The organism is Kocuria sp. GQ42 (assembly GCF_059758435.1).
Genome location: NZ_JCAXEN010000006.1, coordinates 217,212 through 241,579 on the forward strand (window position 1 = coordinate 217,212; position 24,368 = coordinate 241,579).

Consider the following 24,368-nt stretch of genomic DNA (forward strand, 5'->3'; position numbering starts at 1 on the left):
CGCTACGGCCCGTCCGGGCCCGCGATCTCGTCGTCGACGAAGCGGGGCGCGGCCGCGACGCCGCCGGCGACGACGAGGAGCACCGCGGTGCCCATCAGCAGCAGCAGGGGAGCGGTCCAGCTGCCGGTGGCCTCGTGCAGGGCGCCGACGGCGAAGGGCCCGGCCGCCGCGAGCAGGTAGCCCACCGGCTGGGTGAACCCGGACAGCTGCGCGGTCACCCGGGGGTCCCGGGAGCGGGCTGTGAGCAGGGCCAGGGCGGTGGGGAACGCGAAGCCGCCCACCCCCAGGAGCAGGGCCCAGGCCCAGGGGGTGGTGGCGGGCGCCAGCAGCAGGCCGGAGTAGCCGGCGACCATGCAGGCGCCCAGGCCCACGATCCACCGCCGCAGGTGCGGTGAGCGGGCCACCAGGACGGGCATGAGGAGCCCTCCCGGGATGCCCATGGCGGCGATGAGGGCGGCCATCAGCCCGGCCTGGGCCTGGCCCAGGCCGCCGTCGCGGTAGATCTGGGCCACCCAGCCGAACTGGACGTAGGCGTGCATCGACTGGACGCCGAAGTAGACGCACAGCGCCACGGCGGTGCGGGAGCGGAGGATCGAGGTGCCGCGGCCCGGATGCAGGGCGCGGCCGGGGGTCGTGGCGGGCTCGCGCCGGTCGCGGACGGTGACCAGGGCCCAGGGGACCACGGCGGCCAGGGCCACGAGGCCCCAGAGGCCCAGTGCGGCACGCCACCCGTCGGGCCCGCTCGCGGCCAGCGGCCCGGCCGCCAGCAGGGGCAGCGTGGCGCCGACGGCCAGGCCGGTCGTGTAGAGGGAGTTCAGCGCCGCCGTGCGCCGGCCCCCGTGGCGCTTGATGAACGCCGGCACCAGGATGTTGCCGACGGCCATGCCGGCGAAGCCCAGCACGGACAGGAGCAGGAACACCGGCACCGATCCCGTGACCGACCGGGCCAGCAGCCCGGCGGCGACCAGGACCAGACCGGCGGTGACGGCGCCGCTGATGCCGGTCCTGCGCGAGAGCGCGGCCGCGCACGCCCCCGCCGCGGCGAACGTGAGCCCGGGCAGGGCGGTCAGCACCCCGGCCATCGTGGGGCTCAGCCCCAGTCCCTGCTGCACCTCCGCGAGCACGGGCCCCACGGAGGTGGCCCCGGGGCGGAGATTGACCGCCACGACCGCCACCGCGAGCACCACCAGCCACCCCGGCACGCGGGGCGGGGCGGCGGAACGGTCAGGGGGCGGGGTGGACGGGCGCACCGGCCTGTTCTATCACGGGGTGCGGCGGCACCGGGGCGCGGGCCGGACGGAGCGGTCCGCTCAGCCCTCGCAGTCGGTGCAGTACCGCGTCTCGCCGGACTGGCGGGCCAGCTGGGAGCGGTGCCGGACCAGGAAGCAGGAGGCGCAGGTGAACTCGTCGACCTGTTCCGGGATGACGGCCACGGTGAGCTCTTCGTGGGAGAGGTCGGCGCCGGGCAGGTCGATGCCCTCGGCGGTGTCGAAGTCCTCGGCGTCGATGACCGCGGTCTGGGTGGTGGCGCTGCGCTGGACCTGGATCGCCTCCAGGGACTCGTTGGCCGGCTCGTCCTCGGGCCGGGTGCGCGGGGCGTCGTAATCGGTGGCCATGATGTGGTGCGTCCTCCTGGAACGGGGTGGTGCTGTGCAGAGGATGCCCTGCACGGAAGGACCAGAGTGTACCCCTACGACATGGGCAACTGTCGAGTCCCCGCGCGTTCCGGCGAAGTGCGGCGTCTCGGGCGTGATCCTCGTCGCACCGCGGAGGGGCCCGGATCGGGCCCCGGCGGTGCCCGGAGGGCTCAGGCGACCGCCAGCCAGACGGTGTGGTCGGGCGGCAGCTCCCCGCCCGGGACCGGGGCGCTGGCCAGCAGCACCTCGGCGTCCTCGGGCAGCGGGACGCACTCGTCGGAGAGGTTCACCAGGCACCGGAAGCCAGGCCCCCGGTCGAAGGCCAGGCACCGGGCCGGCGCCTCCGCCCAGGCGAATCCGGCGGTGCCGAGCCCGGGGTGGGCCCGGCGGATCCGCAGGGCCGCCCGGTACAGCTCGAGGGTCGAGCCGTCCACCCCGTCCTGGGCCTCGACCGACAGCTCCCCGAAGCTCTCCGGCTGGGGGAGCCAGGCGCCGCCGTCGCCGAAACCGAAGGAGGTGCCGGTGCGGTTCCAGGGCAGGGGGACGCGGGCGCCGTCGCGTCCCTTGAGCGTGTGGCCGGTGCGTTCCCACACGGGGTCCTGCAGGGCCTCGCGGGGGAGGTCGGGGACCTCGGGCAGGCCGAGCTCCTCGCCCTGGTACAGGTACGGGGAGCCGGGCAGGGCCAGCATCATCAGGGTCGCCGCCCGCGCCCGGTCCAGGCCCCGCCGCGGGTCGAGCACCGGGTGGCGCCCGTCGGCCAGCAGCCACTCGTCGAGGTCCGCGTCGTGCGGCAGCGCCAGGCGGGAGGCATGGCGGGGGACGTCGTGGTTGGACAGCACCCAGGTGAGGCCGCCGCCGGCGCCGGTGTGGCCGGCCATGGCCTGGTCGATCACGGCCCGGAAGCGGTCGGCGCCCCACGGGGACTTCAGCAGGGAGAAGTCGAAGACCTGCCCGAGCTCGGTGGGGCGGGCGTAGAGATAGGTCCGCTCGTTGACCGGGTGCCACGTCTCGGCGACCGCCATCCGCGGCGGGTCGTACTCGTCGAAGACCCGGCGCCACTCCTGGTAGATCGTGTGCACCTCCTCCCGGTCGTAGAGGGGGTCGGTGCCGTCCATCGGGAGCATGCGGTCCAGCGTGGGCTGGTCGCGCAGCGGGTGGGACAGGTCCTTCGCCAGGGAGTGGGCCACGTCGATGCGGAAGCCGTCCACGCCGCGGTCGGCCCAGAACCGCAGGGTGTCCTCGAAGTACTGGCGCACCTCGGGGTGGTCCCAGTTCAGGTCGGGCTGCTCCTTGGCGAACAGGTGGCAGTACCACTGGCCGTCCACCAGCCGCTCCCAGGCGGGACCGCCGAAGTGCGAGACCCAGTTCGCCGGCGGGCACGCCCCGTCGTCGCCGGTGCCGTCCCGGAAGATGTAGCGGTCCCGGGCCGCCGAGCCCTTCGGGGCGGCGAGGGCCTCCTGGAACCAGGGGTGCTGGTCGGAGGTGTGGTTGGGGACGATGTCGACGATGATCCTGACCCCGAGTCCGTGGGCGGCGGCCACGACCCGGTCGAAGTCGTCCAGGGTGCCCAGGCGCGGGTCGACATCGCGGTAGTCGCTGATGTCGTAGCCGCCGTCGGCCAGCGGGGAGGGGTAGAAGGGGCTGAGCCAGATCGCGTCGACCCCCAGCTCGGCCAGGTACGGCAGGCGGGAGAGCAGCCCGCCCAGGTCCCCGACGCCGTCGCCGTCGGAGTCGGCGAAGGACCGGGGGTAGACCTGGTAGACGACCGCGGTGCGCCACCAGTCCGGATCGGCGGCGAGGATGGGCGGGAGGGCAGAAGAGGGCACGAGGGCTCCGTCCGTGGAAGAGGGTCGGGGGAGGGGCGCGCGGGCCCCGGCAGGGTGGGCGGCCGCCGGCGGCACGGGCACGGCGCCGCCGCCGGTGGCGCAGGGGTGGGCCGGCTCAGCCCTTCACGGAGCCGGCGAGCATGGCCTTGACGATGTGGCGCTGGAAGAAGAGGAACACCAGGATCATCGGGGCCATGATCAGCAGGGACCCGGCGTTGAGCAGGACCACGTCGGTGGAGTACTGGCCGACGAAGTTCTGCAGGGCGCCGGCCATGGTGCGCTTGGCGGGGTCGTCCATCAGCACGATCGCCAGCAGGAACTGGTTCCAGGTGGAGATGAACATCAGCAGCGCCAGGGACGCGATCGAGGGCAGGGCCAGGGGCAGGTGGACGGCGCGGAAGGACTGCCAGGCGTTGGCCCCGTCCATGCTCGAGGCCTCGGAGAGCTCCTGGGGCGCGTTGAGGAAGTGGGCGCGCATCCAGAACACGGCGAACGGCATGTTCAGCCCGATCAGCGGCAGGATCAGCCCCAGCCGGGTGTTGAGCAGGCCCATCTCGCGGATCTGGTAGTACAGCGGGACGATCGTGACCTCGAAGGGCAGGGTCAGCCCCAGCAGCAGCAGGACGAAGAGGACCGGCCCCCCGGGGATGCGCAACTGGCCCAGGGCGTAGCCGGCCATCGTGGCCAGCAGCACCCCGAGGGGCACCACGCCGAGCACGAGCAGGAAGCTGGAGCCGGCCAGGGTGGTGATGTCGGCGACGTCCCAGGCGTCGACGAAGTTGTGCCACTGCGGATCGCTGGGCCAGCTCAGGCCCACGGGCACGGAGCCCTGGGGCTGCAGGGCGGTGGAGAACATGCTCAGCAGCGGGAAGATCGAGAAGGCCATCGCCAGCAGCAGCAGGGCCACACCGGGGATCTGGGTGCTCTTGGAGGTACGCATGCTCACTTCTCCCGGAACAGTCGTTGGAGGGGCAGGATGACGGCCAGCACGAGGGCGCTGAGGACCAGGGCGAGGGCGGAGGCCAGGCCGATGCGGGACTCGGTGAAACCGAGCTGGTACACCTGCACACCGGGCACCATGGTGGCGTAGCCGGGCCCGCCCTGGGTGGCCATGAAGACGATGTCGAAGCTGGCCAGGGCGGCGATGATCGTGATGGTCACGCACACCCCGATCTCCTGGCGCAGCCCGGGCAGGGTGATCGCCCGGAAGGTCTGGAGGAACCCTGCTCCGTCCAGCTTGGCGGCCTCGTAGAGGGAGGTGTCGATCTTGCCGATGCCGGACATGAGCAGGATGGTGCAGAACCCCAGGTTGATCCAGGTCCCGATCAGACCCACCGCCGGCAGCGCCCAGGTGAAGTCCCCGAACCAGGCGCGGGTCACGGACTCCAGGCCGACGGCCGAGAGCAGCTGGTTCACCGCCCCTGTGGTCGCGTACATCCAGCTCCAGGCGATCGCCGCCGCGGCGGCGGGGATGACGTAGGGGATGAACAGCAGGGTCTGGGCCAGCTTGCCCAGGCCCTTGCTGCGCAGCTCCCGGATCAGCCCGGCCACCAGCAGCGCCACCGTGACGGGAATGACGGTGAAGAAGAGGATCAGGAAGAACGCGTGCCAGATCGAGGACAGCAGCTGCGGGTCGGTGAAGACCTGCACGTAGTTCTCCAGGCCCACGAACGTGGCCACGGTGATGCCGTCCCAGTCGTAGAAGGAGTACTGGACCGAGGCGGCCAGCGGGCGCAGCACGAACACCGCGTACATGAGCGCCGCCGGTGCGGCGAACAGCCAGCCGCCCCAGTTCCGCCGCCGCCGTCGCCGCGGGCGGCCCGCCTGCTCGACCCGGTCCTGCCGCCCGGTGTCCTCCGCCGGGGCGGGGGTGGGCAGGACCATGCCCTGCAGGGGGCCGGTGGAGCCGTCGAGGGAGCTCATCGACCCAGCTCGCTCTCGTACTGGCGCTGGACCGCGGCCAGCATGTCCTCCGGGCTCGTGGCGCCCTCGACCAGGCGCTGGGCCTCGGAGTTCCAGGTGGTGGTCAGGCCGTTGGTGGCGTTCTGCACGAACTGCACCTGCCCGTCGGCCTCCACCAGCTGTGCGAAGGCCTCCTGGATCTGGGCCTTGACCGACCCCTCCTCGGTGGCCGGGACCTCGCCCACGCCGGAGGGGGCGAAGCCGGCGTCGGCGACGACCTGGCGGGCCTCCTCGCTGCGCAGGAAGTCCAGGAACGCGGCGGCGGCGTCCTTGTCGTCGGCGCCGGCCGGGATGGCGAAGTTGGAGGCCGGGTCCGACATCGTCGCCGGTTCGCCGCCCTCGGGGGCCGGGGGGAGGAAGAACCCGACGTTCTCGCCCATCTGCTCGTCCAGGGCGGCGGCGTCCCAGTTCCCGGAGGCGTAGAACAGGGCCTCGCCGCTGGCGAAGCGCCCCAGCGCCCCGGTGGCGTCGGTGCCGTTGGTGTCCGCGGGGAAGTACCCGGCCTCGGCCCAGTCCTGGACCGCGGCCAGGGCCTCGGCGGCCTCGGGGGTGTCGATCGAGGCCTCCGGGGCGTGGAAGACCCACTCGTTGACCGCCTCGGCACCCAGGGCGTTGTTGAGGAGCATCTGGGTGGTGGTCATCACCTGGCCGGTCTGGTTGCCGGCCATGATCGGCACGGTGCCGGACTCCTCGGCCCGGGCCAGCAGGTCCTCGAGCTCGTCCACGGTCTGCGGCGGGGTGGTCATGCCCAGCTGCTCGGCCAGATCCTTGTTGTAGTAGAAGCCGGTCACGGTGAAGCCGTCGGCCAGCGTGTACTGGGAGCCCTCGCCGCGGACCCCGTCCTCGTCCACCCGGTACTGGGCCAGCTGGCCCTCCGGCAGCTCGTCCCAGCCGTAGGCGTCGGCGTAGGCATCCAGGTCGGTCAGCAGCCCGTCGCCGGCCACGTCGGACAGGGCGATCACCCGGGCGATGTCCGGCGGGTCGTCCGAGGCCAGCACGCGCGGGGAGTTCTGGGCCTGCACGTCGTCGGGGTCGTACCGGCCGGTGATGGTCACGTTGGGGTGCTTCTCGGTGAAGGCCTCGATCAGCGCCTCGTCCTTGGCCCTCAGCCCCGCGCCGTCGTAGAGGGTCAGCTCGACGGGCTCCTCGCCCAGGTCGGTGGAGACGTCCGTGGGGGCCGCCTCGGGAGCGGCCGGGGCCGAGCCGGCCCCGGGAGGCGCGCAGGCCGCCAGGGCGAACAGCGCGCAGGCGCCCGCTCCCAGCACGCGCAGCCTCGTGCGGGTCAGACGGGCAGAATCCTGGGCGACCGGTCGATCGGTCATGGGACTTCCTCCTCCGGAAGGGTGGCTGCGCCTCCCCTTTTCGGAAGCGCTTCCGAATATGATCCATGTCATACCGGAGGGCTGTCAACCCCTCAAAAGCGACGCCGCACGGGAAAGCGCTCCCGTGCGGAAAGGTGCGGCGGGTCGTTCGCGGCGACATGTAGAAAGCGCTTCCTAAACATCTACACTGGGGCTATGAACTCCTCGAAGTCCGTCGGTCTGGCCGATGTCGCCCGCGAGGCCGGCGTCTCCCTGGCCACCGCCTCCCGAGCGCTCAACAGCGCCTACGGGGTCGCCGCGACCACCAGGGAACGGGTCGCCGAGGTCGCCCGCCGGCTGGAGTACGTCGCCTCCCCGGAGGCCTCGCGCCTGGCCACCGGCGCCACCCGCAGCGTGGCCCTGGTCGTCCCCCACCTGGACCGCTGGTACTTCGGGGAGATGGTCAGCGGTCTCGAGGAGGTGCTGCGGGAGGCCGGCCACGACGTGCTGCTGTACCACGTGGGCGAGCCCGAGGGTCGGCACGCGTTCTTCGAGCACCTGCCCGCCCGCCGGAAGGTCGACGCGGTCGTGGTGGTCGCCGTTCCGGTCACCGACCACGAACGGCGCCGCCTGGAGCTGATGGGCGTCACCATCGTCGCCGCCGGCGGCCAGGACGCGACCTACCCCTACGTCTCCATCGACGACGCCGCCGCCGTGCGCCAGGCCACGGAGCACCTGCTGCGCCTCGGCCACCGCCGGATCGCCATGATCACCGCCGTCGATCCGGACCGCACCGACCAGCCGGTCCACCGCGGACGCACCCGGGGCTTCTACGAGGCCATGGCCCGCGCCGACGTCCCGGTCGACGAGGAGCTGGTCGTCACCACCGCGTGGGGCGGGGTCCCGGCGGCCGAGGCCATGGAGCGGCTGCTCAGCGTCCGCGACCTCCCCACTGCCGTCCTGGCCCACTCCGACGAGATGGCACTGGGTGCGATGCGCACCATCCGGCGCGCCGGTCTGCGCGTGCCCGAGGACGTCTCCGTCATCGGCATCGACGACCACCCCCTGGCGGAGCTGGTCGACCTCACCACCGTGCGCCAGCCCGTCCGGGACCAGGGGCTGCGGGCCGGGCGCCTGCTGCTGGCCCTGCTGCGCGGGGAGGAGCCGGACCTGGCGCAGAGGCTGCCCACCCGCGTCGTCGTGCGCAGCAGCACGGCACGCCTCGACCCGGTCGGGCCGGCGCACGCCGCGCAGGACACCGCCCGGCCCTAGTCCGGTGTCAGCTGGCGCTCTCCAGGTGCGCGAGGCGCAGCCAGCGGTGCATGAGCCGGCGGAACGCCACGGCGGCACCGTGGGTGTCCCGCGCGGCCAGCAGCTCGACGGCGTCCGAGAAGTCCTGCGGGCTCTCGTCCGGCTGGAACGGGTCCGCGAGCGAACCGTAGTGCAGGACCACGAGGGAATTGGCGGAGAACGCCCCGAGCCACCGCCCCAGGTGCGTGAGGTCCTCGGCGAGGTCCTCGAGGTCCTCGCCGCCCGCGTCCTCCACCACCTGTGCGGCGCGCACCACGCGACGGGTCGCGAGGTCCACCGGCACCGCGCACCGGTGCACGCGGTTGCCGTGGTGGAAGCTCTCGGTGTGGTCCTGGGCGGTGAAGAGGGAGAACCACGCCATGGGGACGGTGAACGCCGACTGGCGCGCGTGGACGGGCACGAAGTGCTCCCGGCTCACGCGATCGCCCGCGGCCCGGACGGCGTCCTCGGGGATGAGCAGGTTGGGCAGGGGCTGGCCGCCCTCCTCCTCGGCGAGCGCCACGAGCCGCAGCGAGCGCCGCAGCCGCTGCGGGGGGTGGTAGACGGGGAAGTCCCCGACCCCGGCCGCGAGCATGTCCCGGCCCCGGGGCGCCGCGGAGAACGGCAGGGTCCACAGCGGCTCCACGGCCGGGGGCAGGGGCTCCTGGCCCGGCTCAGCCAGGCGGGCGAGCTGCTCGGTCAGCTCGTTGACCCCGGCCTCCTCGGGGGACAGCGCCCGGGGCACCAGCGGGGCGTACACGGCGTCGAGCTCCTCGGCGGGCACGTACACCCGCAGGGCGAACTGGTGGGGGATCCCGGTGGCCGAGCGGAACGTCCGGCCGACCTGCAGCAGCTGGGCCACGGCGGCTCAGGCGATCTCGACGACGACGGGGGCGTGGTCCGAGGCGCCCTTGCCCTTGCGCTCCTCGCGGTCGATCGACGCGTCGGTGACGCGGCCGGCCAGGGCGGGGGAGTAGAGCTGGAAGTCGATGCGCATGCCCTCCTTCTTCGGGAAGCGCAGGCCCTTGTAGTCCCAGTACGTGTAGACGCCCGGGCCGGGGTGCCGGGGGCGGACCACGTCCTGGTAGCCGGCCTCCTCGAGGAAGGCGCGGAAGGCGGCGCGCTCGGGCGCGCTGACGTGGGTCAGGCCGTTGTCGAGGAAGAACTGCATGTCCCACACGTCCTCGTCCTGCGGGGCCACGTTCCAGTCGCCCACCAGGGCGACCTGTGCCTGCGGGTCCTCGTCGACCCACTGCTTGGCGTGGTCCTTGAGCACGCGCAGCCACTCCAGCTTGTAGGGCATGTGCGGGTCCTCCAGGCCGCGGCCGTTGGGGACGTAGAGGGACCAGACGCGCACGCCGGCGCACGTGGCGCCGATCGCCCGGGCCTCCTGCACGGGCTCCTCACCGGGCTTGCCGAAGGCGGGCTGGTCCGGGAAGGTGCGCTCGACGTCCTCGAGGCCCACCCGGGAGGCGATCGCCACGCCGTTCCACTGGCTGAGGCCGAAGTGGGCGACGTCGTAGCCCATGTACTCGAAGAGCTCCCAGGGGAAGTTGTCGTCCTTCGCCTTGGTCTCCTGCATGGCCAGGACGTCCACGTCCGAGCGCTGCAGCCACGCCTCCACGCGGTCGGCGCGGGCGCGGACGGAGTTCACGTTCCAGGTGGCGATCCTCATGGGCCCCACGTTACCGGCTGCCCCGGACGGGAATTCGCAGCACCCCTTGCGCAGCACCGGTCCAGGTGCCATGGTTAGTTACATAACTAATGAACCAGTGAGGGGGATGGCCGTGATCGCCGACGACCGCCCGATCTTCCAGCAGATCGCCGAACGGATCTGCGCCGACATCCTCGCGGGCGCCTATCCGGAGGAGACCCAGGTCCCGTCCACCAACGAGTTCGCCGCCTTCTACCGGATCAACCCGGCCACCGCCGGCAAGGGCGTCAACCGGCTCGTGGACCGGGGGATCCTCTACAAGCGCCGCGGCATCGGCATGTTCGTCGCCGCCGGCGCCCGGGAACGGCTCCTCGAGCAGCGGCGGCAGGAGTTCGCCGACCGCTACGTGGCACCGCTCGTCACCGAGGCGCACTCCCTCCGGCTGCCGCCGGGGGACGTCCTCGACCTCGTCCGCTCCGCCCTCGGCCGGTCCGAGGCCGCCGCACCGACCCGTCAGGAGTCCACCCCATGAACGGCACGCCAGCCCCCGTCGTCGCCCTGCGCGGCGTCTCCCGCACCTACCGGGAGACCCGGGCCCTCGACGGCGTCGACCTCGACCTCGCCCCGGACCGGATCTACGGACTCGTGGGGCGCAACGGCTCCGGCAAGACCACCCTGCTGTCCGTGATCGGCCAGCAGGTCCGCCCGGACCGGGGCGGGCGGGTCGAGCTGTTCGGCCGCCCCGGGTGGGAGAACCCCGAGGCCCTCTCCCGCACGGTGCTGCTGCGGGACCGGCAGCGCTACCCCGAGGAGTTCCGGGTCCGCCACGTCCTCGACGCCGCGCCGGCGTTCTACCCCGGCTGGGACGAGGAGCTCGCCCGCGGTCTCGCCGAGGACCTCCGGCTCCCGTCGCGGACCAGGATCAAGAAGCTCTCCACGGGTCAGCACACGGCCCTCGGCATCGTCCTGGGCCTCGCGTCCCGCGCGGAGCTCACGATGCTGGACGAGCCCTACGGCGGGCTGGACCCGGTGGCCCGGGAGCTGTTCTACGACCGGCTCCTCGAGGACTTCGCGCGGCACCCGCGCACCGTGGTGATCTCCACGCACCTGGTCGACGAGGTCGCCAACCTCCTCGACCACGTCCTGCTCCTCGACCGCGGGCGGCTCGTCCTGGACGCCGGTCTCGAGGCCGCCCGCGCCAGCGCCCACACGGTCGCGGGGCCCGCCGCCGACGTCGCCGGCTACCTGGCCGAGCGGCGCCTCGAGCAGCAGGTCTCCCGCGAGCAGCGGATCGGGGCGCTGCGCACCGTGACCGTGGCGGCGCCCCACGACGACGACGCCCGGGCGGCCGCCGCGCGCCACGGGATCGAGATCGACGCCGTCTCCCTGCAGTCGGCCGTGGCCGCCCACGGGCTCGTCCCGGTGCCCGCCGACCAGCTCCAGAACGCCTGAGAGGACCTCCGCCATGTCACGACTCACCCCTGTCCTCAAGCTCAACACCGTCAACCGGTCCGCCGGGGTCTGGATGGTCGTGGGCGTGATCACGGTGTCCGGGCTGCTCAGCCTGCTCGCCGGGGTCGTGCTGCACGTGGTCCTGGGCGCCCCGGTGGGCGCTGTGGCCGAGGGCCTGCGCTACAACCAGGTCCTGCTCTGGTGGCCCGGGATCGCCCTGCTCGTCCACGCCGCCCAGGTGATCGGCACGAGCACGCCCCTCGCCCTGGCGCTGGGGGCCACCCGCCGGTCGATGTGGTGGGGCTCGGTGCTGACATTCGTGCTCCACGCCCTGCTGGCCGCGGCCGTCCTCACCGTGTTCCTGCTCCTGGAGCGCGCCACCGGCGGCTGGTTCCTGGGCCTGCCCGCCTTCGACGTCCACCTCTTCGCCGGAGGCTCCCCGGCGTGGGCCCTCCTCGTGGCCTTCCTGGTCTACCTCGGGGCGCAGCTGGTCGGGGCGGTCTTCGCCACGGTGTACGTCCGGGGCGGCCCCGTGGCGCTGACGCTGTCCATCATCGGGACCGTCGTGACGACCCTGGCCGTGCTGGTGTGGGCCGCCGCGACCGGAGCGGGGGGCTCCGCCGCAGCCGTCGGCGCGGGGGTCGCAGGAGTCCCGGCGGGACTCGTGCTCCTGGCCGCGGCGGCGCCCGTGCTGCTCGCGCTGCTGGGCTGGGGCCTGTACCGCCGGGTCTCCGTCCGCTGAGCACCCCGGCGCGGCGAGCGCCGCCGCGCCGGGGGACCAGGGGTTTCCCCGCGCACCCTTCCCCCCAGTGGTTGCACATGCTAATTTCCTGCTGGCCCGTGCCCCCGGCGGCGCCGCCCCCAGCAGGGAGAGACCCCCATGAACCTCGCACGGACCGCGCTCGTCGTGTCCACCACCTTCGCCCTCCTCCTCGGCGGAGTCCCGGCGGCGCTCGCAGCCCCGACTCCTCCGGCCGATCTGCCCGAGCTGTCCGGTCCGGCCGAGCCGGCCGGCACCGTGGGCGCGCCCGCCCTGAGCCTGCACGGGGGCTCGGGCACCGACGCCGCCCCGGCCGGGGCGCCGGCGCCGGCGGCCGCGGAGGACCCGGCCGCCGGCGGCCTGGCCGGGGCGGCGTCGGCCGGTGCCCACCCGACCACGGTCGAGGACATCACCGAGGCCTTCAAGATCGTCAACGACCACCGCGGCCAGGCGAGGCGCGCCCCGCTGGTCTACAACACCGCGCTGTCCCGCAACGCCCAGCAGTGGGCGGAGACCATGGCCGGGGCCCGCAAGGAGTCGCGCAACCCGGACCCCTGGGCGGGCGCCCCCGCCGGCGGGATCCGGATGGACCAGTACTACGGGAAGGGCGTCTTCACCGGCCCCTTCGAGGGCGTCGAGGCGGTCGAGGCGCTCGCGCACTACCTGCTGGACTTCTTCCCCCGCAACGGGACCGACCAGTTCGCCCGGGACCTGACCCACCTCGGAATCGGGGTGAGTCACGTCGCCACGTCGGGCTCGGGCGGCCCCGGGTGGGAGACCTACCTGACGATCTACTACTACGCCTATCCGGCCGGGCAGGTCGTGCCCGGGACGGTCGCGAGCCCGGCGCAGGGGTTCGTGCCGCCGGTGACCGCACCGCCGGTGACGGCGCCGTCCTACGCCGTCCGGGGGGCGATCGGCACCAAGTACCACCGTCTGGGCGGGGCGACCGTGCTCGGGGAGCCCACCATGAACGAGCGCGGCGGCCTGATCGAGGGCGGCGTCTACCAGCAGTTCCGGAAGGGCACCCGCACCACCACCGTCTACTGGGCCCCCGGCTACGGCGCGATGGCCGTGAAGAACTACGGATCCATCGGCGGCCGGTGGGTCGCGGCCGGCCGGGAGCACCACTTCGGCCTGCCCGTCACGGACGAGCGCCCGGCCACCGGTGGGGCGTACCAGGTCTTCCGCCGCGACGGTCGCTCCACCATGCTCCTGTGGAGTCCCGGCACGGGCTCCCGCGCGGTCAAGCAGTACGGGGCCATCGGGCGGGCCTGGAAGGCCGCCGGCTCCGAGCGCGGCTGGGGCTTCCCCGTCACCGACGAGTACCGCTACGGCGCCGAGGTGCGCCAGCGCTTCTCGAAGGGCGTCACCGTCCACTACACCGCGGGACGCACCCGGGTCACCCGCTGAGCCCGAAGCCGTCGAGGCCGGTCTCTCCGTGCGGTGGGATCGGCCGAGCCGGGGGTGTTCCGACGTGGTGCGAGCACGGTTCGCCGATTCGTCCGGCGGTTCCACCGCGGTTCCTGCCCCGGTGACCTGAGGGGATGCTCAGGGAAAACGGCTGCGGGTCGTTCCCGGCCGTGGGCAACAGGCGCGCCCGCGCGGCCGGTCCGGATCACCTCACCACGACACCGGCCTCGGGGAGCCGGGCTCAGGAGGACGCGGGCTCGCCGGTCTCAGAACGGCGGGGGATCGTCGGGCGGGAGATCGTCGGATCGGAGGCCGTCGGGCGGAGGATCAGCGGCCGGACCCACGGGCGGAGGGTTGCCGGGCGGCCGGCCGGTGGCCGGGGCGCTCCGGCGGTCGGGTGCGGTGCCGGCAACGGTGTGCTCGGGTGCGGGACGGGCAGCGGTGTGCTCGGGTGCGGTGCGGTGCACGAGCCCGCCCGGTGAGGTCCACTCCAGGACCGCGGCGTGCCCGGCCGTGCCCCCGGGCGGGCTGCCGTCCGTGCCCGGGGCGGTGCTTTCATGCGGGCCGGGGGTGATCCGCCGCACCGACCAGGCTCCGAGGTGGCCGTGGCGGTGCTTGACCCGGTGGTGGTGGCGGCACAGGGCGGCCAGGTTGTGCTCGGCCGTGGGCCCGCCCCGGGCCCAGGCCACCGTGTGGTCGAGATCGCAGGTCTCGGACCGGCGCCGGCACCCGGGGAAGCGACAGGTCCCGTCGCGCAGCTCGACCAGCCGGCGCAGGTCCCGGGGCACGGCGTAGACGGTCCGGTCGTGGTCGAGGACCACGCCGGTCACGGGGTGGGTCAGCACCCGGTGCCACGCCCCGGCCCCGGCGGCCAGCTGACGGGCCACCTCCGCGCTGATGGGCCCGTAGCCCGACAGCACCGGGACCCCGCCCCCGGCCGCCCCGCCGCCGTCCGTGCCGGCGCACGTCAGCACCGACACCGGCACCAGCACGCTCACCCGGGCCCGCACCCCGCGCGGAAAGCCCGGCTCCTCCGGCAGGACCCCGTCCAGCAGCAGGTCCGCCAGCACGTCGGCCCGCAGCTCCGACACCGAGCGCGGCACGGCCTCCTCCCGCTCCTGCGGTCCCGGCCGCCGGGGACGCCCTGGCTGTACGGGGTGCGCGGGGGCCGGGACGTCCTGGCCCAGCAGCCGGGCCAGGTCCTCGAGCCGGTCGTGCACGGCCAGGGCCACCGGGGCCTCCAGCAGCGCGTGCAGCCAGGCCGTGCCGTCGGCGGCCGGCTCCACCCACACCGCCCGGGTCCTGCGCGCGGCGCGGCGGGCGCGTTCCTCGGCGCCGGCCACGAGCACGGCCCGCCGGGTGCGGGCGGTCGCGCGCAGCTGCGCGGCGGTGGCGTGCGGGGCCCGGTCCAGCAGCTCGGCGATCAGCCGGCCGACGGCCGCCACCGGCGGCGGGTCGCACCGGCCGGGGGCCCAGGTCGGGGCCTGGGTGATCAGCTCGCGCCACTGCTCGAGGAGCACCGCGGCCTGGGGCCGGCCGATCCGGCCCTCCTCCAGGGCGGTGAGGACCTCCGGGAGCATCTCGGCCAGCAGCACGGCGTCCTCCACCCGCCGCCGGGCCGTGCCCGCCGGCAGTCGCAGGGCCGGACCGACCTCGGCCGCGACGTCCACGAGCAGCTGGTGCTCCGCCTCGGCCAGCGGGCTCAGCGGGTCCGGGCGGAGGAACCCGTGCACGGACATCTCGACCTCGGCCTGCGCCATCGCCTGGAACCGGGCCGCCGTGCGCGCCGCCTGCCCGGCCAGCCACAACCGGTGGATGCAGCGCACTTGCGCGCCCACGGCCCGAGCCTCCGCCGCCGCGGCCTCCACCAGGCCTGCCGCGGCAGCCCGCACCTCGGCGGCACGCCTCGGGGCGTCCTGCACCGCGGTGTCGTGCACCTCGGCGCTCCGCGGTCCGGGCCAGGCGACCGGGGGGAGCACCGGCCGCGCCGGAGACTGCACCCCGGCCACCGGGGTCCGGGTCCGCCGCTGCGCCGTCGCCGTCATGGAACCATTCTCCCCAGCACCCCCGACGCGCTAAGTAGTGATCCACCGACGGAGCCGCGCACCCCGATCGGGGTGCGCGGCTCCGTGGTGGTGCGGGTGCTCCGGGGGTCAGGAGCGCCACCAGTCGTCGAGGATCGTGGCGGGGGTCGTGCGCTTGTGCCGGGTGATGCGCCAGCGGTGCTCGATCTGCTCGGCCACGGCGTCGGCGACCTCGCGGCCCTCGAGGTAGTCGTCGATGTCGTCGTAGGACAGCCCGAGCTCCGCCTCGTCGGTCTGGCCCGGGGCGTCGTCGAGCAGGTCGGCGGTGGGGGCCTTCGCCCACAGCCGCTCCTCGGCGCCGAGGGTCCTCGCGAGGAGACGGTTCTGCCGCTTGTCGAGTCCGAACAGCGGCAGCACGTCCGCCCCGCCGTCGCCGTACTTGGTGAAGAACCCGGTCACGGACTCGGCGCCGTGGTCGGTGCCGATCACCAGGTAGTTGTGCTCCCCGGCGATCGCGTACTGCGCGATCATCCGCATCCGGGCCTTGATGTTGCCCTTGTTGAAGTCGGAGATCTCCCGGTCCGTGGCGCCCTCGAAGCCGTGCTCGAAGCCGTCCACCGCCGGGGCGATGTCGTAGGTGATGGTGCGGTCGGCGGCGACGAAGCGCAGGGCCGCCTGGGCGTCCTCCTCGTCGTGCTGCTTCCGGTGGGGCAGGCGCACGCCCACGAACTCCGCCTCGCCGCCCTCGGCGCGCACCCGCTCGACCGCCAGTTGGGCGAGCCGGCCGGCCAGCGTGGAGTCGAGGCCCCCGCTGATGCCGAGCACGAAGCCCTTCGTGCCGCTGGCCCGCAGGTAGTCGCAGAGGAAGCCGACGCGCGCCTCGATCTCCTGCTCGGGGTCGATCTCGGGCTTCACGCCCATCTCTTCGATGATTGCTGCCTGCAGTGTCCGCATGGGCCCATGCTAGTGCGGGCCGCGCCCGGGAGGGCAAGGGGAGCGCGGTCCCGGAACGGCGGGGCCCTTGCGTAGGATGCGGGCCATGCCCCCGCACCGGAGCCGCACTCGGGAGCACCGGGAGCACCGGGAGCACCGGGATCCGACCGACCGAGCGAACCAGGAGCGCAGCATGAGCGAGCAGCACGGGACCGACCGCCGGAACACCCCCGAGGACACCCCCGAGGACACCCCCGAGGACACCCCCGAGGACACCCCGGGGAACACCTCCGAGAACACCTCCCGGAACGCCTCGGGGAGCACGCACGAGAACATCCTGGTCGAGACCCGCGGGAGGGTCGGGATCATCACCCTGAACCGGCCGCGGGCGCTCAACGCCCTCGACGCCGCGACCCTGCAGGAGGTCGTCGCCGCGTCCACCGCCCTGGACGCCGACCCCGGGATCGGGGCGATCGTCCTCACCGGCTCGGAGAAGGCCTTCGCCGCCGGCGCCGACATCAAGGAGATGGCGGGGCGCAGCGCCCCGGAGATGTACCTCGCGGACTGGTTCGCGGGCTGGGACGCCTTCACCCGGGTGCGCACCCCCGTGGTCGCCGCGGTCTCGGGCTACGCCCTGGGCGGGGGGTGCGAGCTCGCGATGATGTGCGACCTGCTGATCGCCGCGGACACGGCCCGCTTCGGGCAGCCCGAGATCAACCTCGGGGTGATCCCCGGGATGGGCGGCTCCCAGCGCCTGGCCCGTGCGGTGGGCAAGGCCAAGGCCATGGACATGGTCCTCACCGGCCGGCACCTCGACGCCGCGGAGGCGGAGCGGGCGGGTCTCGTCTCCCGCGTGGTGCCCGCCGCGGATCTGCTGGCGGAGGCCCTGGACGTCGCCGCGACCATCGCGGCGAAGTCCCTGCCCTCGGTCCTCGCGGCCAAGGAGGCCGTGGACACCGCGTTCGAGACCACCCTCGCGCAGGGCGTGCACCTCGAGCGGCGGCTCTTCCACGCGCTGTTCGCCACCGAGGACCAGAAGGAGGGCATGGCCGCGTTCGCGGAGAAGCGCGAGCCGCGGTTCACGCACCGCTGAACCCCCGCCGCGGCCGGGTGTCGCCCGGCCGCGGAGGCTAACGTGGTGCCATGCCTCAACCGTCGAACGATGCCTCCGCCTGGCAGGTCCGCGAGTCCGCTCTCGACCCCGGCGCGCACGGCGCCCTGGAGTCCGTCTTCGCCCTGTCCAACGGGTACGTCGGCGTCCGGGGCACGCTGGACGAGGCGCAGCCCAGCGCCTCCCGCGGGACCTTCCTGGCCGGGGTCTACGAGTACCACCCGCTGTCCTACCCCGAGGGCGGCTACGGGCACCCGGAGCACGGGCAGGCCATCATCGGCGTGGCCGACGGGAGCACCGTGCGCCTGCAGGTGGACGGGGTGCCGCTGGACGTCCGGGAGTCCCCGCCGGAGCAGCACGACCGCGTGCTCGACCTGCGCGCGGGCACGCTGCGCCGCGAGACGGAGTGGGTCACCCCGCGCGGCGCCCGGATGCGCCTGACGTCCACCCGCCTGGTCTCGCTGACCCAGCGCTCCGTCACGGCGATCCGCTACGAGGTCGAGGCGCTGGACCGCACGGTCCCGGCGGTGCTGCGCTCCGACCTGGTCGTCAACGGCACCCCGCCCAAGGTGGAGAACGAGGACCCGCGCGTGGCCGCGGTCCTGGAGCAGCCGTTCCGCGCCCGCCTCAGCCGCTGCCACGAGACCGGCGGCGTCCTGGTCCACCGCACCCACGGGAGCGGGATCGGGGTGGCCGCGGCGGTCGAGCACGAGGTCGACCTGCCGGCCGGCGGCGCCGTGAGCACGCAGTGCGACGACGACCAGGTGGTCACCACCCTCGTGACCGACCTCCGGCCCGGCCAGCGGGTGGGCTTCGTCAAGTACCTCTGCCACGCGTCCTCGGACGCGGACCCCTCGGCCGACCTGCGGGAGCGGGTGCTCGCCGCGATGACCGGGGCGCGGCGGCGCGGCTGGGACGGGCTGCTCGCCGACCAGCGGGCGGAGCTGGACGAGTACTGGGACGGCGCCGAGGTGGAGATCGACAGCGACCCCGAGCTGCAGCTGGCGATCCGCTTCGACCTGTTCCAGCTCCTGCAGGCGGCGGCCTGCGTCAGCCGCGCCCCGGTCGGGGCGAAGGGGCTGACGGGGGGCGGGTACAGCGGGCACACCTTCTGGGACATCGAGGGCTTCGTGCTGCCGGCCCTGGCGCTGCTGCGCCCCCGGGACGCCGCCCGGCTCCTGCAGTGGCGCTCCTCGACCCTGGACCGGGCCCGGGAGCGGGCGCAGGTCCTGGACCTGGGCGGCGCCTCCTTCCCGTGGCGCACCATCGACGGGCACGAGACGTCGGCGTACTGGCCGGCCAGCACCGCGGCCATGCACGTCAACGCCGACATCGCGCGGGCCTTCCGCTGGTGGGCCGACGCCACCGGCGAGGACCTCACCGAGGTCGGCGGGGTCGACGTCCTGGTGGAGACGGCGCGCGTGTGGGCGGCCATGGTGCACGAGGACCACGAGGGCGGCATCCACCTCCTCGGCATGACCGGGCCGGACGAGTACACCGGCGTGGTGGACGACAACGTCTTCACCAACCTCATGGCCCGGCGCAACCTCCGGGCGGCCGTCGACGCGTGCGAGGAGCACCCCGAGCACGTGGGGCGGCTCTCCGTGACGGCGGACGAGCTCCAGCGGTGGCGGGCCCTGGCGGACGCGCTCCACGTCCCCTACGACGCCGTGCGCGGCGTGCACCCCGCCAACGAGGGGTTCACGACCTACCGCGAGTGGGACTTCGAGGCCAAGCGGGACGGCTACCCCGTGGAGGAGCACTTCCACTACGCCAAGATCTACCGCCGCCAGATCGTCAAGCAGGCGGACCTGGTCCTCGCCCTGTGGTGGTGCGCCGAGGCGTTCACCCCGGAGCAGACCGCCCGGGACCTGGACTACTACGAGCAGCGCACCGTCCGCGACTCGTCCCTCTCGGCCTGCGTCCAGGCCGTGGTCTGCGCCCGCGTGGGCCACCTGGACCTCGCCCTCGAGCACCTGCGCGAGTCCGCCCTCGTGGACCTGCGGGACATCCAGCAGGACGCCGAGCAGGGGCTGCACCTTGCCTCCGCCGCCGGGTCCTGGCTGGCCGTGGTCTGCGGGTTCGGAGGACTGGACACGGACGGGGGCGAGCTGCGCCTGGCCCCCCGGCTCCCGGAGCGCCTGCACCGGATCGCCTTCCGCCTCCGGTGGCACGGCCGCCGGCTCGGCGTGGAGATCACCCGCTCGGGCACGACCGTGCGGGTCCTGGACGGGGACGCCGGCGAGGTGGTGCTGCGGATCGACGGCCAGGCCCTGACCGTCACGGCCGACCGCCCCGCGACGGCGCCGCTGCACACGCCGCACCCGCCCACCCCCGCCCCGCGCCAGCCCCCGGGACGCGCCCCGCGCGCCCCCCGCACGCCGTGACGCGCCCCGCGCCCCTCGAGGTGCTCACCCGCGTCTGGGGCTACGACGCCTTCCGCGGGCAGCAGGCCGAGATCATCGACGCGGTCACCGGCGGCGAGGACGCCCTCGTGCTCATGCCCACCGGCGGCGGCAAGAGCCTGTGCTACCAGATCCCGGCGCTCGTCCGGGAGGGCACCGGGGTGGTCATCAGCCCGCTCATCGCACTCATGCACGACCAGGTCGACGCCCTCGAGCAGGTCGGCGTGCGCGCCGCGTACCTCAACTCCACCCAGACCGTCGAGGAGCGCCGCGCCGTGGAGCGCCGACTCCTGACCGGCGAGCTCGACCTGCTCTACCTCGCCCCCGAGCGCCTCCCGGTCGCGGCCGATCTGCTCGACCGCGCCCGCATCGCGCTCTTCGCCGTCGACGAGGCGCACTGCGTGGCCCAGTGGGGCCACGACTTCCGCCCCGACTACCTCGGGCTGACGATCCTCCACGACCGCTGGCCCGGGGTCCCGCGCATCGCCCTCACCGCCACCGCGACCGCGGAGACGCGCGAGGAGATCGTCCGCAACCTCCGCCTGGACGACGCCCGGGTCTTCGTCTCCAGCTTCGACCGGCCCAACATCCAGTACCGGGTCGGGCCCAAGAAGGACGCCCGCCGGCAGCTGCTCCAGCTCATCCGGACCGAGCACGACGGCGAGGCCGGCATCGTCTACTGCCTCAGCCGCGCCTCGGTCGAGCGCACCGCGGAGTGGCTGGCCGGCCAGGGCGTCACCGCGCTGCCGTACCACGCCGGCCTGCCCGCCGATGTGCGCTCGCAGCACCAGACCCGCTTCCTGCGCGAGGACGGCGTCGTCATGGTCGCGACCATCGCCTTCGGCATGGGGATCGACAAGCCCGACGTGCGCTTCGTCGCCCACCTCGACCTGCCCAAGAGCGTCGAGGGGTACTACCAGGAGACCGGGCGCGCCGGGCGCGACGGGCTGCCGTCGACGGCGTGGCTGGCCTACGGGCTGCAGGACGTCGTCCAGCAGCGCCGGATGATCGAGGACGGCGAGGGGGACCGGCAGCGCAAGCGCGCCCAGACGCTGCACCTGGACGCGATGCTCGCGCTGTGCGAGACGGTGCAGTGCCGCCGCCGGCAGCTGCTGCGCTACTTCGGCGAGGCGAGCGAGCCGTGCGGCAACTGCGACACGTGCCTGGACCCGCCCGAGGCCTTCGACGGCACGGTCCCGGCGCAGAAGCTCATGTCCACGATCGTGCGGCTGCAGCGGGAGCGGGGCCAGCAGTTCGGCGCCGGGCACCTGGTGGACATCCTGCTCGGCCGGGAGACCGAGCGGGTGGTGCGGATGCGCCACACCGAGCTCACCACGTTCGGCATCGGCACCGAGCTGAGCGACCAGGAGTGGCGCGGGGTGGTGCGCCAGCTGCTCGCCCAGGGCCTGCTCCAGGTGCAGGGCGAGTACGGCGTCCTGGCGCTCACCGAGGCCGCAGGGGAGGTGTTGCGCGGGCAGCGGGAGGTGCGCCTGCGGCGCGAGCCGGAGCGGGCCAGGACCGTCCGCACGCCGAGGACCGGCGCCGCGCCGCCGGTCCTCGACCAGCCCCAGCAGGAGCTCTTCCAGCAGCTGCGGGCCTGGCGCTCGGCCGTGGCGAAGGAGCAGGGCGTGCCGGCGTACGTCGTCTTCAACGACGCGACCCTCGCCGCGATCGCCCAGGCCCGGCCGAGCTCGCTGGGGGAGCTGCGCGGCATCTCCGGCGTCGGCGACGCCAAGCTCGAGCGCTACGGCGAGGCCGTCCGCCAGGTCGTCGCCGACGCCTGAGGATCCGCACCTGCGGGTGCCGTGCCGGGCGAATGACCGCAGGTGCGGATAGCATGGCGCCATGACCGAGCTCAGGATCGCCGAGGCCGCCCGCTTCCTCGGCGTCAGCGACGACACCGTCCGGCGCTGGATCGACCAGGGCGCGCTGCACAGCACCCGGAGCGCGACCGGCCAGACCGTGGTGGACGGGCTGGAGCTGGCCCGCCTGCTCAAGGAGCGCGCCGTCCGGCCCGAGGACCCCGCGCACGTCGCCAGCTCGGCGCGCAACCGGTTCGTGGGACTGGTCACCGAGGTCGTCTCGGACACCGTGATGTCCCAGGTGGAGCTGCAGTGCGGCCCGCACCGGGTGGTCTCGCTCATGAGCACCGAGGCCGTCCGGGACCTGGGCCTGGAGCCGGGCCGCGTGGCCACGGCCGTCGTCAAGTCGACCAGTGTCGTCGTCGAGACCCCCGGGACGTGAGGCGGCGGTGCGCACCACGGCCCCCGCCGCGGCCGTCCTCCTCGCCGCCCTCGGCCTCGGCGCCACCGGGTGCGGGGCCGGCGGGGACCCCGCGACCGTTCTCGACGTCCACGCCGCCGCCTCCCTCACCGGCACCTTCACCGAGCTCGCCGAGCAGTTCGAGGCGCAGCACCCGGGGGTCGAGGTGTCGCTGAGCTTCGCCGGGTCCTCCACCCTGGTCCAGCAGCTCACGGAGGGAGCGCCCGCCGACGTCCTCGCCACCGCGGACGAGCGCAGCATGGCCGGGGCCGTGGCGGCCGGCTTGGTCGACGGCGAGCCCGAGGTCTTCGCGACCAACGTCCTGACCGTGGTCGTGCCCGCCGGCAACCCCGCCGGCGTCGCGTCCTTCCGGGACCTGGCGGAGCCGGGCGTGCAGGTCGTGGTGTGCGCGCCGCAGGTGCCGTGCGGCGCCGCCGGCGAGCGGGCCCAGGAGTCCTCGGGCGTGCGGCTGAGCCCGGTGAGCGAGGAGGGCTCCGTGACGGACGTGCTCGGCAAGGTCGTCTCGGGCCAGGCGGACGCCGGCCTGGTCTACGCCACGGACGCACGCTCGGCCGGGGACGCGGTCGAGGTCGTCGAGGTCCCGCAGGCGGCGCAGGCCGTCACCCGTTCCCCCGTCGCCGCGCTCACGGACTCGGACGAGCCGGAGCTCGCCCGGCAGTTCACCGAGCTCGTCGCCGGCGACCGCGGCCGGGAGGTCCTGGCCGGGGCGGGGTTCGGGGCGCCGTGACCCGGCGTCGTCCCCGCGGGTTCAGCACCGTCCCCGGCTGGGTGTGGATCCCGGCGGCCCTGGGCGCCCTGGTGGTGGTCCTGCCGGTCCTCGGGATGCTCGCCCGGGTGGACGGGGGCGGCTTCCTCGGGCTGATCACCTCCGAGTCCTCCCGCGCCGCGCTGTGGCTGAGCCTGCGCACCGCGACCGTCTCCACCGCGCTGTGCGTGCTCCTGGGCGCCCCGCTGGCCCTGGTGCTGGCCCGCGCCCGGCTGCCCGGGGCGCGGCTGCTGCGGGCGCTGGTGCTGCTGCCGCTCGTGCTGCCGCCCGTGGTCGGCGGGATCGCCCTGCTCCACACCTTCGGGCGCCACGGGCTCGTGGGGCGCCACCTCGAGCTGGCCGGGATCAGCATCGCTTTCACCACCGTGGCCGTGGTGCTCGCCCAGACGTTCGTGGCGCTGCCGTTCCTCGTGGTCAGCCTCGAGGGGGCGCTGCGCAGCGCGGCGGCGGGCTACGAGGAGGTCGCGGCCACGCTCGGCGCCCGGCCCACCACCGTGCTGCGCCGGGTCACCCTCCCGCTGGTGCTGCCGGGGCTGGCCTCGGGCGCGGTGCTCTCCTTCGCCCGCTGCCTGGGCGAGTTCGGGGCCACCCTGACCTTCGCCGGCAGCCTGCAGGGGACCACCCGGACCCTGCCCCTGGAGATCTACCTGCTGCGGGAGACGGACCCGGACGCCGCCGTCGCCCTCTCGCTCGTGCTCGTGGTCGTGGCGGTCCTGGTCGTGGGGCTCTCCGCCCCCGTGCGCCGGACGGCGGGCCGGCGGTGACCGGGCCGGCGACGACGGAGGGGCTGTCCGTGACCGCCCGGCTGGCCGCCCGGGACGTGGACCTCTCGCTGAGCGTCCCGCCGGGGGCCACCGTGGCGGTGACCGGTCACAACGGCGCGGGGAAGTCCACCCTCTTCGCCGTCCTCGCCGGGCTGCTCGTGCCGGACACCGGCCGGTGCACCCTCGGCGGGACCGTGCTCTTCGACCTCGACGCCACGGGGCGCGGGCGCTGGGTGCCCCCGCACGAGCGCGGCATCGCGCTCATGGCGCAGGAGCCGCTGCTGTTCCCGCACCTGAGCGTGCTCGAGAACGTGGCGTTCGGCCCGCGCAGCCGCGGGGCGGGCCGCGCCCGGTCGCGGACCGCCGCCCGGCACTGGCTCGCCGAGGTAGGCGCCGAGCAGTTCGCCGACCGCCGCCCGGCCCAGCTCTCCGGCGGCCAGGCGCAGCGCGTGGCGATCGCCCGGGCCCTGGCGGCCGAGCCGCGGCTGCTGCTGCTGGACGAGCCGTTCTCCGCCCTGGACGCGGCCGCCCGGCCCCTCGTCCGCGAGCTGCTCGTCCGGGTGCTGGCGGAGCGCACGGCCCTGGTCATCAGCCACGACCCCGGGGACGCCGCCGCCCTCGCCGAGCACGTCGTGGTGCTCGAGCACGGCCGGGTCGCGGCGGGCTGAGCACCGCGCCGGAGCGCTCCGGCGCCTCCCCGGTCCGCGCAGTACGATCGGGACCACCACCGTTTTCGTATGACCCGGCTCACACGACCCACCCCGTCGTGACGGGCCGACGAGAGGAC

At 74.4% G+C, this 24,368-nt stretch carries 22 protein-coding genes; 12 read left to right on the plus strand and 10 right to left on the minus strand.

The annotated features are described in order from the left end of the window. Nucleotides 1–2: 2 nt before the first annotated feature. From AC6CH6_RS13740 to AC6CH6_RS13765, 6 genes are all read right to left on the minus strand, one after another. The gene (locus AC6CH6_RS13740) at nt 3–1,250 is read right to left on the minus strand and encodes an MFS transporter (RefSeq protein ID WP_498255547.1); all 1,248 of its coding nucleotides are present in this window, start codon (nt 1,248–1,250) and stop codon (nt 3–5) included. Between the two features lie 60 nt (nt 1,251–1,310). Next, a complete protein-coding gene (locus AC6CH6_RS13745; RefSeq protein WP_035925540.1) occupies nt 1,311–1,616 on the minus strand; it encodes a DUF4193 domain-containing protein in 306 nt (101 codons plus the stop codon). 191 nt (nt 1,617–1,807) lie between these two features. Then, complete coding sequence (locus AC6CH6_RS13750) at nt 1,808–3,463, minus strand: glycoside hydrolase family 13 protein (RefSeq protein WP_498255548.1); 1,656 nt, start codon at nt 3,461–3,463, stop codon at nt 1,808–1,810. 115 nt (nt 3,464–3,578) lie between these two features. Continuing rightward, nucleotides 3,579–4,403: a carbohydrate ABC transporter permease gene (locus AC6CH6_RS13755; protein WP_498255549.1), complete on the minus strand. Its 825-nt coding sequence runs from the start codon at nt 4,401–4,403 to the stop codon at nt 3,579–3,581. Nucleotides 4,404–4,405: 2 nt separating this feature from the next. Beyond that, entirely contained in the window at nt 4,406–5,386 is a 981-nt protein-coding gene (locus AC6CH6_RS13760; RefSeq protein WP_498255550.1) for a carbohydrate ABC transporter permease, read from the minus strand. Beyond that, nucleotides 5,383–6,747 (minus strand): ABC transporter substrate-binding protein, encoded by a 1,365-nt coding sequence (locus AC6CH6_RS13765; RefSeq protein WP_498255551.1) that lies wholly within the window; start codon nt 6,745–6,747, stop codon nt 5,383–5,385. Before AC6CH6_RS13765 ends, AC6CH6_RS13760 begins: the two co-directional genes overlap by 4 nt. A 195-nt stretch (nt 6,748–6,942) precedes the next feature. Between AC6CH6_RS13765 and AC6CH6_RS13770 the strand changes: the two genes are divergently transcribed. Continuing rightward, nucleotides 6,943–7,998 carry a LacI family DNA-binding transcriptional regulator gene (locus AC6CH6_RS13770; protein WP_498255552.1) on the plus strand — a complete coding sequence of 352 codons (1,056 nt, stop codon included), beginning with the start codon at nt 6,943–6,945 and terminating at the stop codon, nt 7,996–7,998. 7 nt (nt 7,999–8,005) lie between these two features. Here the strand turns inward: AC6CH6_RS13770 and AC6CH6_RS13775 are convergent, their stop codons facing one another. Next, nucleotides 8,006–8,878 carry a DUF8083 family protein gene (locus AC6CH6_RS13775; protein WP_240722291.1) on the minus strand — a complete coding sequence of 291 codons (873 nt, stop codon included), beginning with the start codon at nt 8,876–8,878 and terminating at the stop codon, nt 8,006–8,008. 6 nt (nt 8,879–8,884) lie between these two features. Next, a complete protein-coding gene (locus AC6CH6_RS13780; protein ID WP_133408941.1) occupies nt 8,885–9,691 on the minus strand; it encodes an exodeoxyribonuclease III in 807 nt (268 codons plus the stop codon). Nucleotides 9,692–9,803: 112 nt separating this feature from the next. Here AC6CH6_RS13780 and AC6CH6_RS13785 point away from each other — a divergent pair, with 112 nt between their 5' ends. From AC6CH6_RS13785 to AC6CH6_RS13800, 4 genes are all read left to right on the plus strand, one after another. Continuing rightward, nucleotides 9,804–10,202 carry a GntR family transcriptional regulator gene (locus AC6CH6_RS13785; RefSeq protein WP_017833036.1) on the plus strand — a complete coding sequence of 133 codons (399 nt, stop codon included), beginning with the start codon at nt 9,804–9,806 and terminating at the stop codon, nt 10,200–10,202. Then, nucleotides 10,199–11,122 (plus strand): ATP-binding cassette domain-containing protein, encoded by a 924-nt coding sequence (locus AC6CH6_RS13790; protein ID WP_419966559.1) that lies wholly within the window; start codon nt 10,199–10,201, stop codon nt 11,120–11,122. The genes AC6CH6_RS13785 and AC6CH6_RS13790 overlap by 4 nt, the downstream gene beginning before the upstream one ends. Nucleotides 11,123–11,135: 13 nt before the next feature. Next, nucleotides 11,136–11,864, plus strand: coding sequence for a hypothetical protein (locus AC6CH6_RS13795; RefSeq protein ID WP_498255553.1), 729 nt, complete (start codon nt 11,136–11,138; stop codon nt 11,862–11,864). A gap of 138 nt (nt 11,865–12,002) precedes the next feature. Then, nucleotides 12,003–13,295 carry a CAP domain-containing protein gene (locus AC6CH6_RS13800; protein WP_498255554.1) on the plus strand — a complete coding sequence of 431 codons (1,293 nt, stop codon included), beginning with the start codon at nt 12,003–12,005 and terminating at the stop codon, nt 13,293–13,295. Between the two features lie 266 nt (nt 13,296–13,561). On the opposite strand, the gene AC6CH6_RS13805 is transcribed toward AC6CH6_RS13800, so the two are convergent. Both AC6CH6_RS13805 and nadE read right to left on the minus strand, forming a co-directional pair. Next, nucleotides 13,562–15,340 carry an HNH endonuclease signature motif containing protein gene (locus tag AC6CH6_RS13805; protein ID WP_498255555.1) on the minus strand — a complete coding sequence of 593 codons (1,779 nt, stop codon included), beginning with the start codon at nt 15,338–15,340 and terminating at the stop codon, nt 13,562–13,564. A 108-nt stretch (nt 15,341–15,448) separates the two neighbouring features. Then, entirely contained in the window at nt 15,449–16,273 is an 825-nt protein-coding gene (nadE, locus tag AC6CH6_RS13810; protein WP_498255556.1) for an NAD(+) synthase, read from the minus strand. A 172-nt stretch (nt 16,274–16,445) separates the two neighbouring features. Between nadE and AC6CH6_RS13815 the strand changes: the two genes are divergently transcribed. The 7 genes from AC6CH6_RS13815 (at nt 16,446) to AC6CH6_RS13845 (ending at nt 24,249) form a co-directional block, all read left to right on the plus strand. Next, nucleotides 16,446–17,345, plus strand: a complete 900-nt coding sequence (locus AC6CH6_RS13815; protein ID WP_498255557.1) for an enoyl-CoA hydratase — start codon at nt 16,446–16,448, stop codon at nt 17,343–17,345. A 50-nt stretch (nt 17,346–17,395) separates the two neighbouring features. Beyond that, nucleotides 17,396–19,750: a glycoside hydrolase family 65 protein gene (locus tag AC6CH6_RS13820; protein WP_498255558.1), complete on the plus strand. Its 2,355-nt coding sequence runs from the start codon at nt 17,396–17,398 to the stop codon at nt 19,748–19,750. After that, the gene (gene recQ / locus AC6CH6_RS13825; RefSeq protein WP_498255559.1) at nt 19,747–21,552 is read left to right on the plus strand and encodes a DNA helicase RecQ; all 1,806 of its coding nucleotides are present in this window, start codon (nt 19,747–19,749) and stop codon (nt 21,550–21,552) included. The genes AC6CH6_RS13820 and recQ overlap by 4 nt, the downstream gene beginning before the upstream one ends. Nucleotides 21,553–21,613: 61 nt before the next feature. Continuing rightward, on the plus strand, nt 21,614–22,012 hold the full coding sequence (locus AC6CH6_RS13830) for a TOBE domain-containing protein (RefSeq protein ID WP_498255560.1): 399 nt from the start codon (nt 21,614–21,616) through the stop codon (nt 22,010–22,012). Nucleotides 22,013–22,019: 7 nt separating this feature from the next. Then, complete coding sequence (modA, locus tag AC6CH6_RS13835) at nt 22,020–22,778, plus strand: molybdate ABC transporter substrate-binding protein (RefSeq protein ID WP_498255561.1); 759 nt, start codon at nt 22,020–22,022, stop codon at nt 22,776–22,778. Further along, the gene (locus AC6CH6_RS13840) at nt 22,775–23,581 is read left to right on the plus strand and encodes an ABC transporter permease (RefSeq protein ID WP_498255562.1); all 807 of its coding nucleotides are present in this window, start codon (nt 22,775–22,777) and stop codon (nt 23,579–23,581) included. The genes modA and AC6CH6_RS13840 overlap by 4 nt, the downstream gene beginning before the upstream one ends. Before the next feature lie 29 nt (nt 23,582–23,610). Continuing rightward, entirely contained in the window at nt 23,611–24,249 is a 639-nt protein-coding gene (locus tag AC6CH6_RS13845; RefSeq protein ID WP_498255563.1) for a sulfate/molybdate ABC transporter ATP-binding protein, read from the plus strand. The last annotated feature ends 119 nt before the right edge of the window (nt 24,250–24,368 follow it).

Coding starts and splice junctions, on each gene's coding strand:
- AC6CH6_RS13830 (WP_498255560.1), top strand. CDS start 21,614: ATGACCGAGCTCAGGATCGCCGAGGCCGCCCGCTTCCTCGGCGTCAGC.
- AC6CH6_RS13745 (WP_035925540.1), bottom strand. CDS start 1,616: ATGGCCACCGATTACGACGCCCCGCGCACCCGGCCCGAGGACGAGCCG.
- AC6CH6_RS13770 (WP_498255552.1), top strand. CDS start 6,943: ATGAACTCCTCGAAGTCCGTCGGTCTGGCCGATGTCGCCCGCGAGGCC.
- AC6CH6_RS13815 (WP_498255557.1), top strand. CDS start 16,446: ATGAGCGAGCAGCACGGGACCGACCGCCGGAACACCCCCGAGGACACC.
- AC6CH6_RS13780 (WP_133408941.1), bottom strand. CDS start 9,691: ATGAGGATCGCCACCTGGAACGTGAACTCCGTCCGCGCCCGCGCCGAC.
- AC6CH6_RS13760 (WP_498255550.1), bottom strand. CDS start 5,386: ATGAGCTCCCTCGACGGCTCCACCGGCCCCCTGCAGGGCATGGTCCTG.
- AC6CH6_RS13795 (WP_498255553.1), top strand. CDS start 11,136: ATGTCACGACTCACCCCTGTCCTCAAGCTCAACACCGTCAACCGGTCC.
- nadE (WP_498255556.1), bottom strand. CDS start 16,273: ATGCGGACACTGCAGGCAGCAATCATCGAAGAGATGGGCGTGAAGCCC.
- AC6CH6_RS13765 (WP_498255551.1), bottom strand. CDS start 6,747: ATGACCGATCGACCGGTCGCCCAGGATTCTGCCCGTCTGACCCGCACG.
- AC6CH6_RS13800 (WP_498255554.1), top strand. CDS start 12,003: ATGAACCTCGCACGGACCGCGCTCGTCGTGTCCACCACCTTCGCCCTC.
- AC6CH6_RS13755 (WP_498255549.1), bottom strand. CDS start 4,403: ATGCGTACCTCCAAGAGCACCCAGATCCCCGGTGTGGCCCTGCTGCTG.
- AC6CH6_RS13805 (WP_498255555.1), bottom strand. CDS start 15,340: ATGACGGCGACGGCGCAGCGGCGGACCCGGACCCCGGTGGCCGGGGTG.
- AC6CH6_RS13820 (WP_498255558.1), top strand. CDS start 17,396: ATGCCTCAACCGTCGAACGATGCCTCCGCCTGGCAGGTCCGCGAGTCC.
- AC6CH6_RS13790 (WP_419966559.1), top strand. CDS start 10,199: ATGAACGGCACGCCAGCCCCCGTCGTCGCCCTGCGCGGCGTCTCCCGC.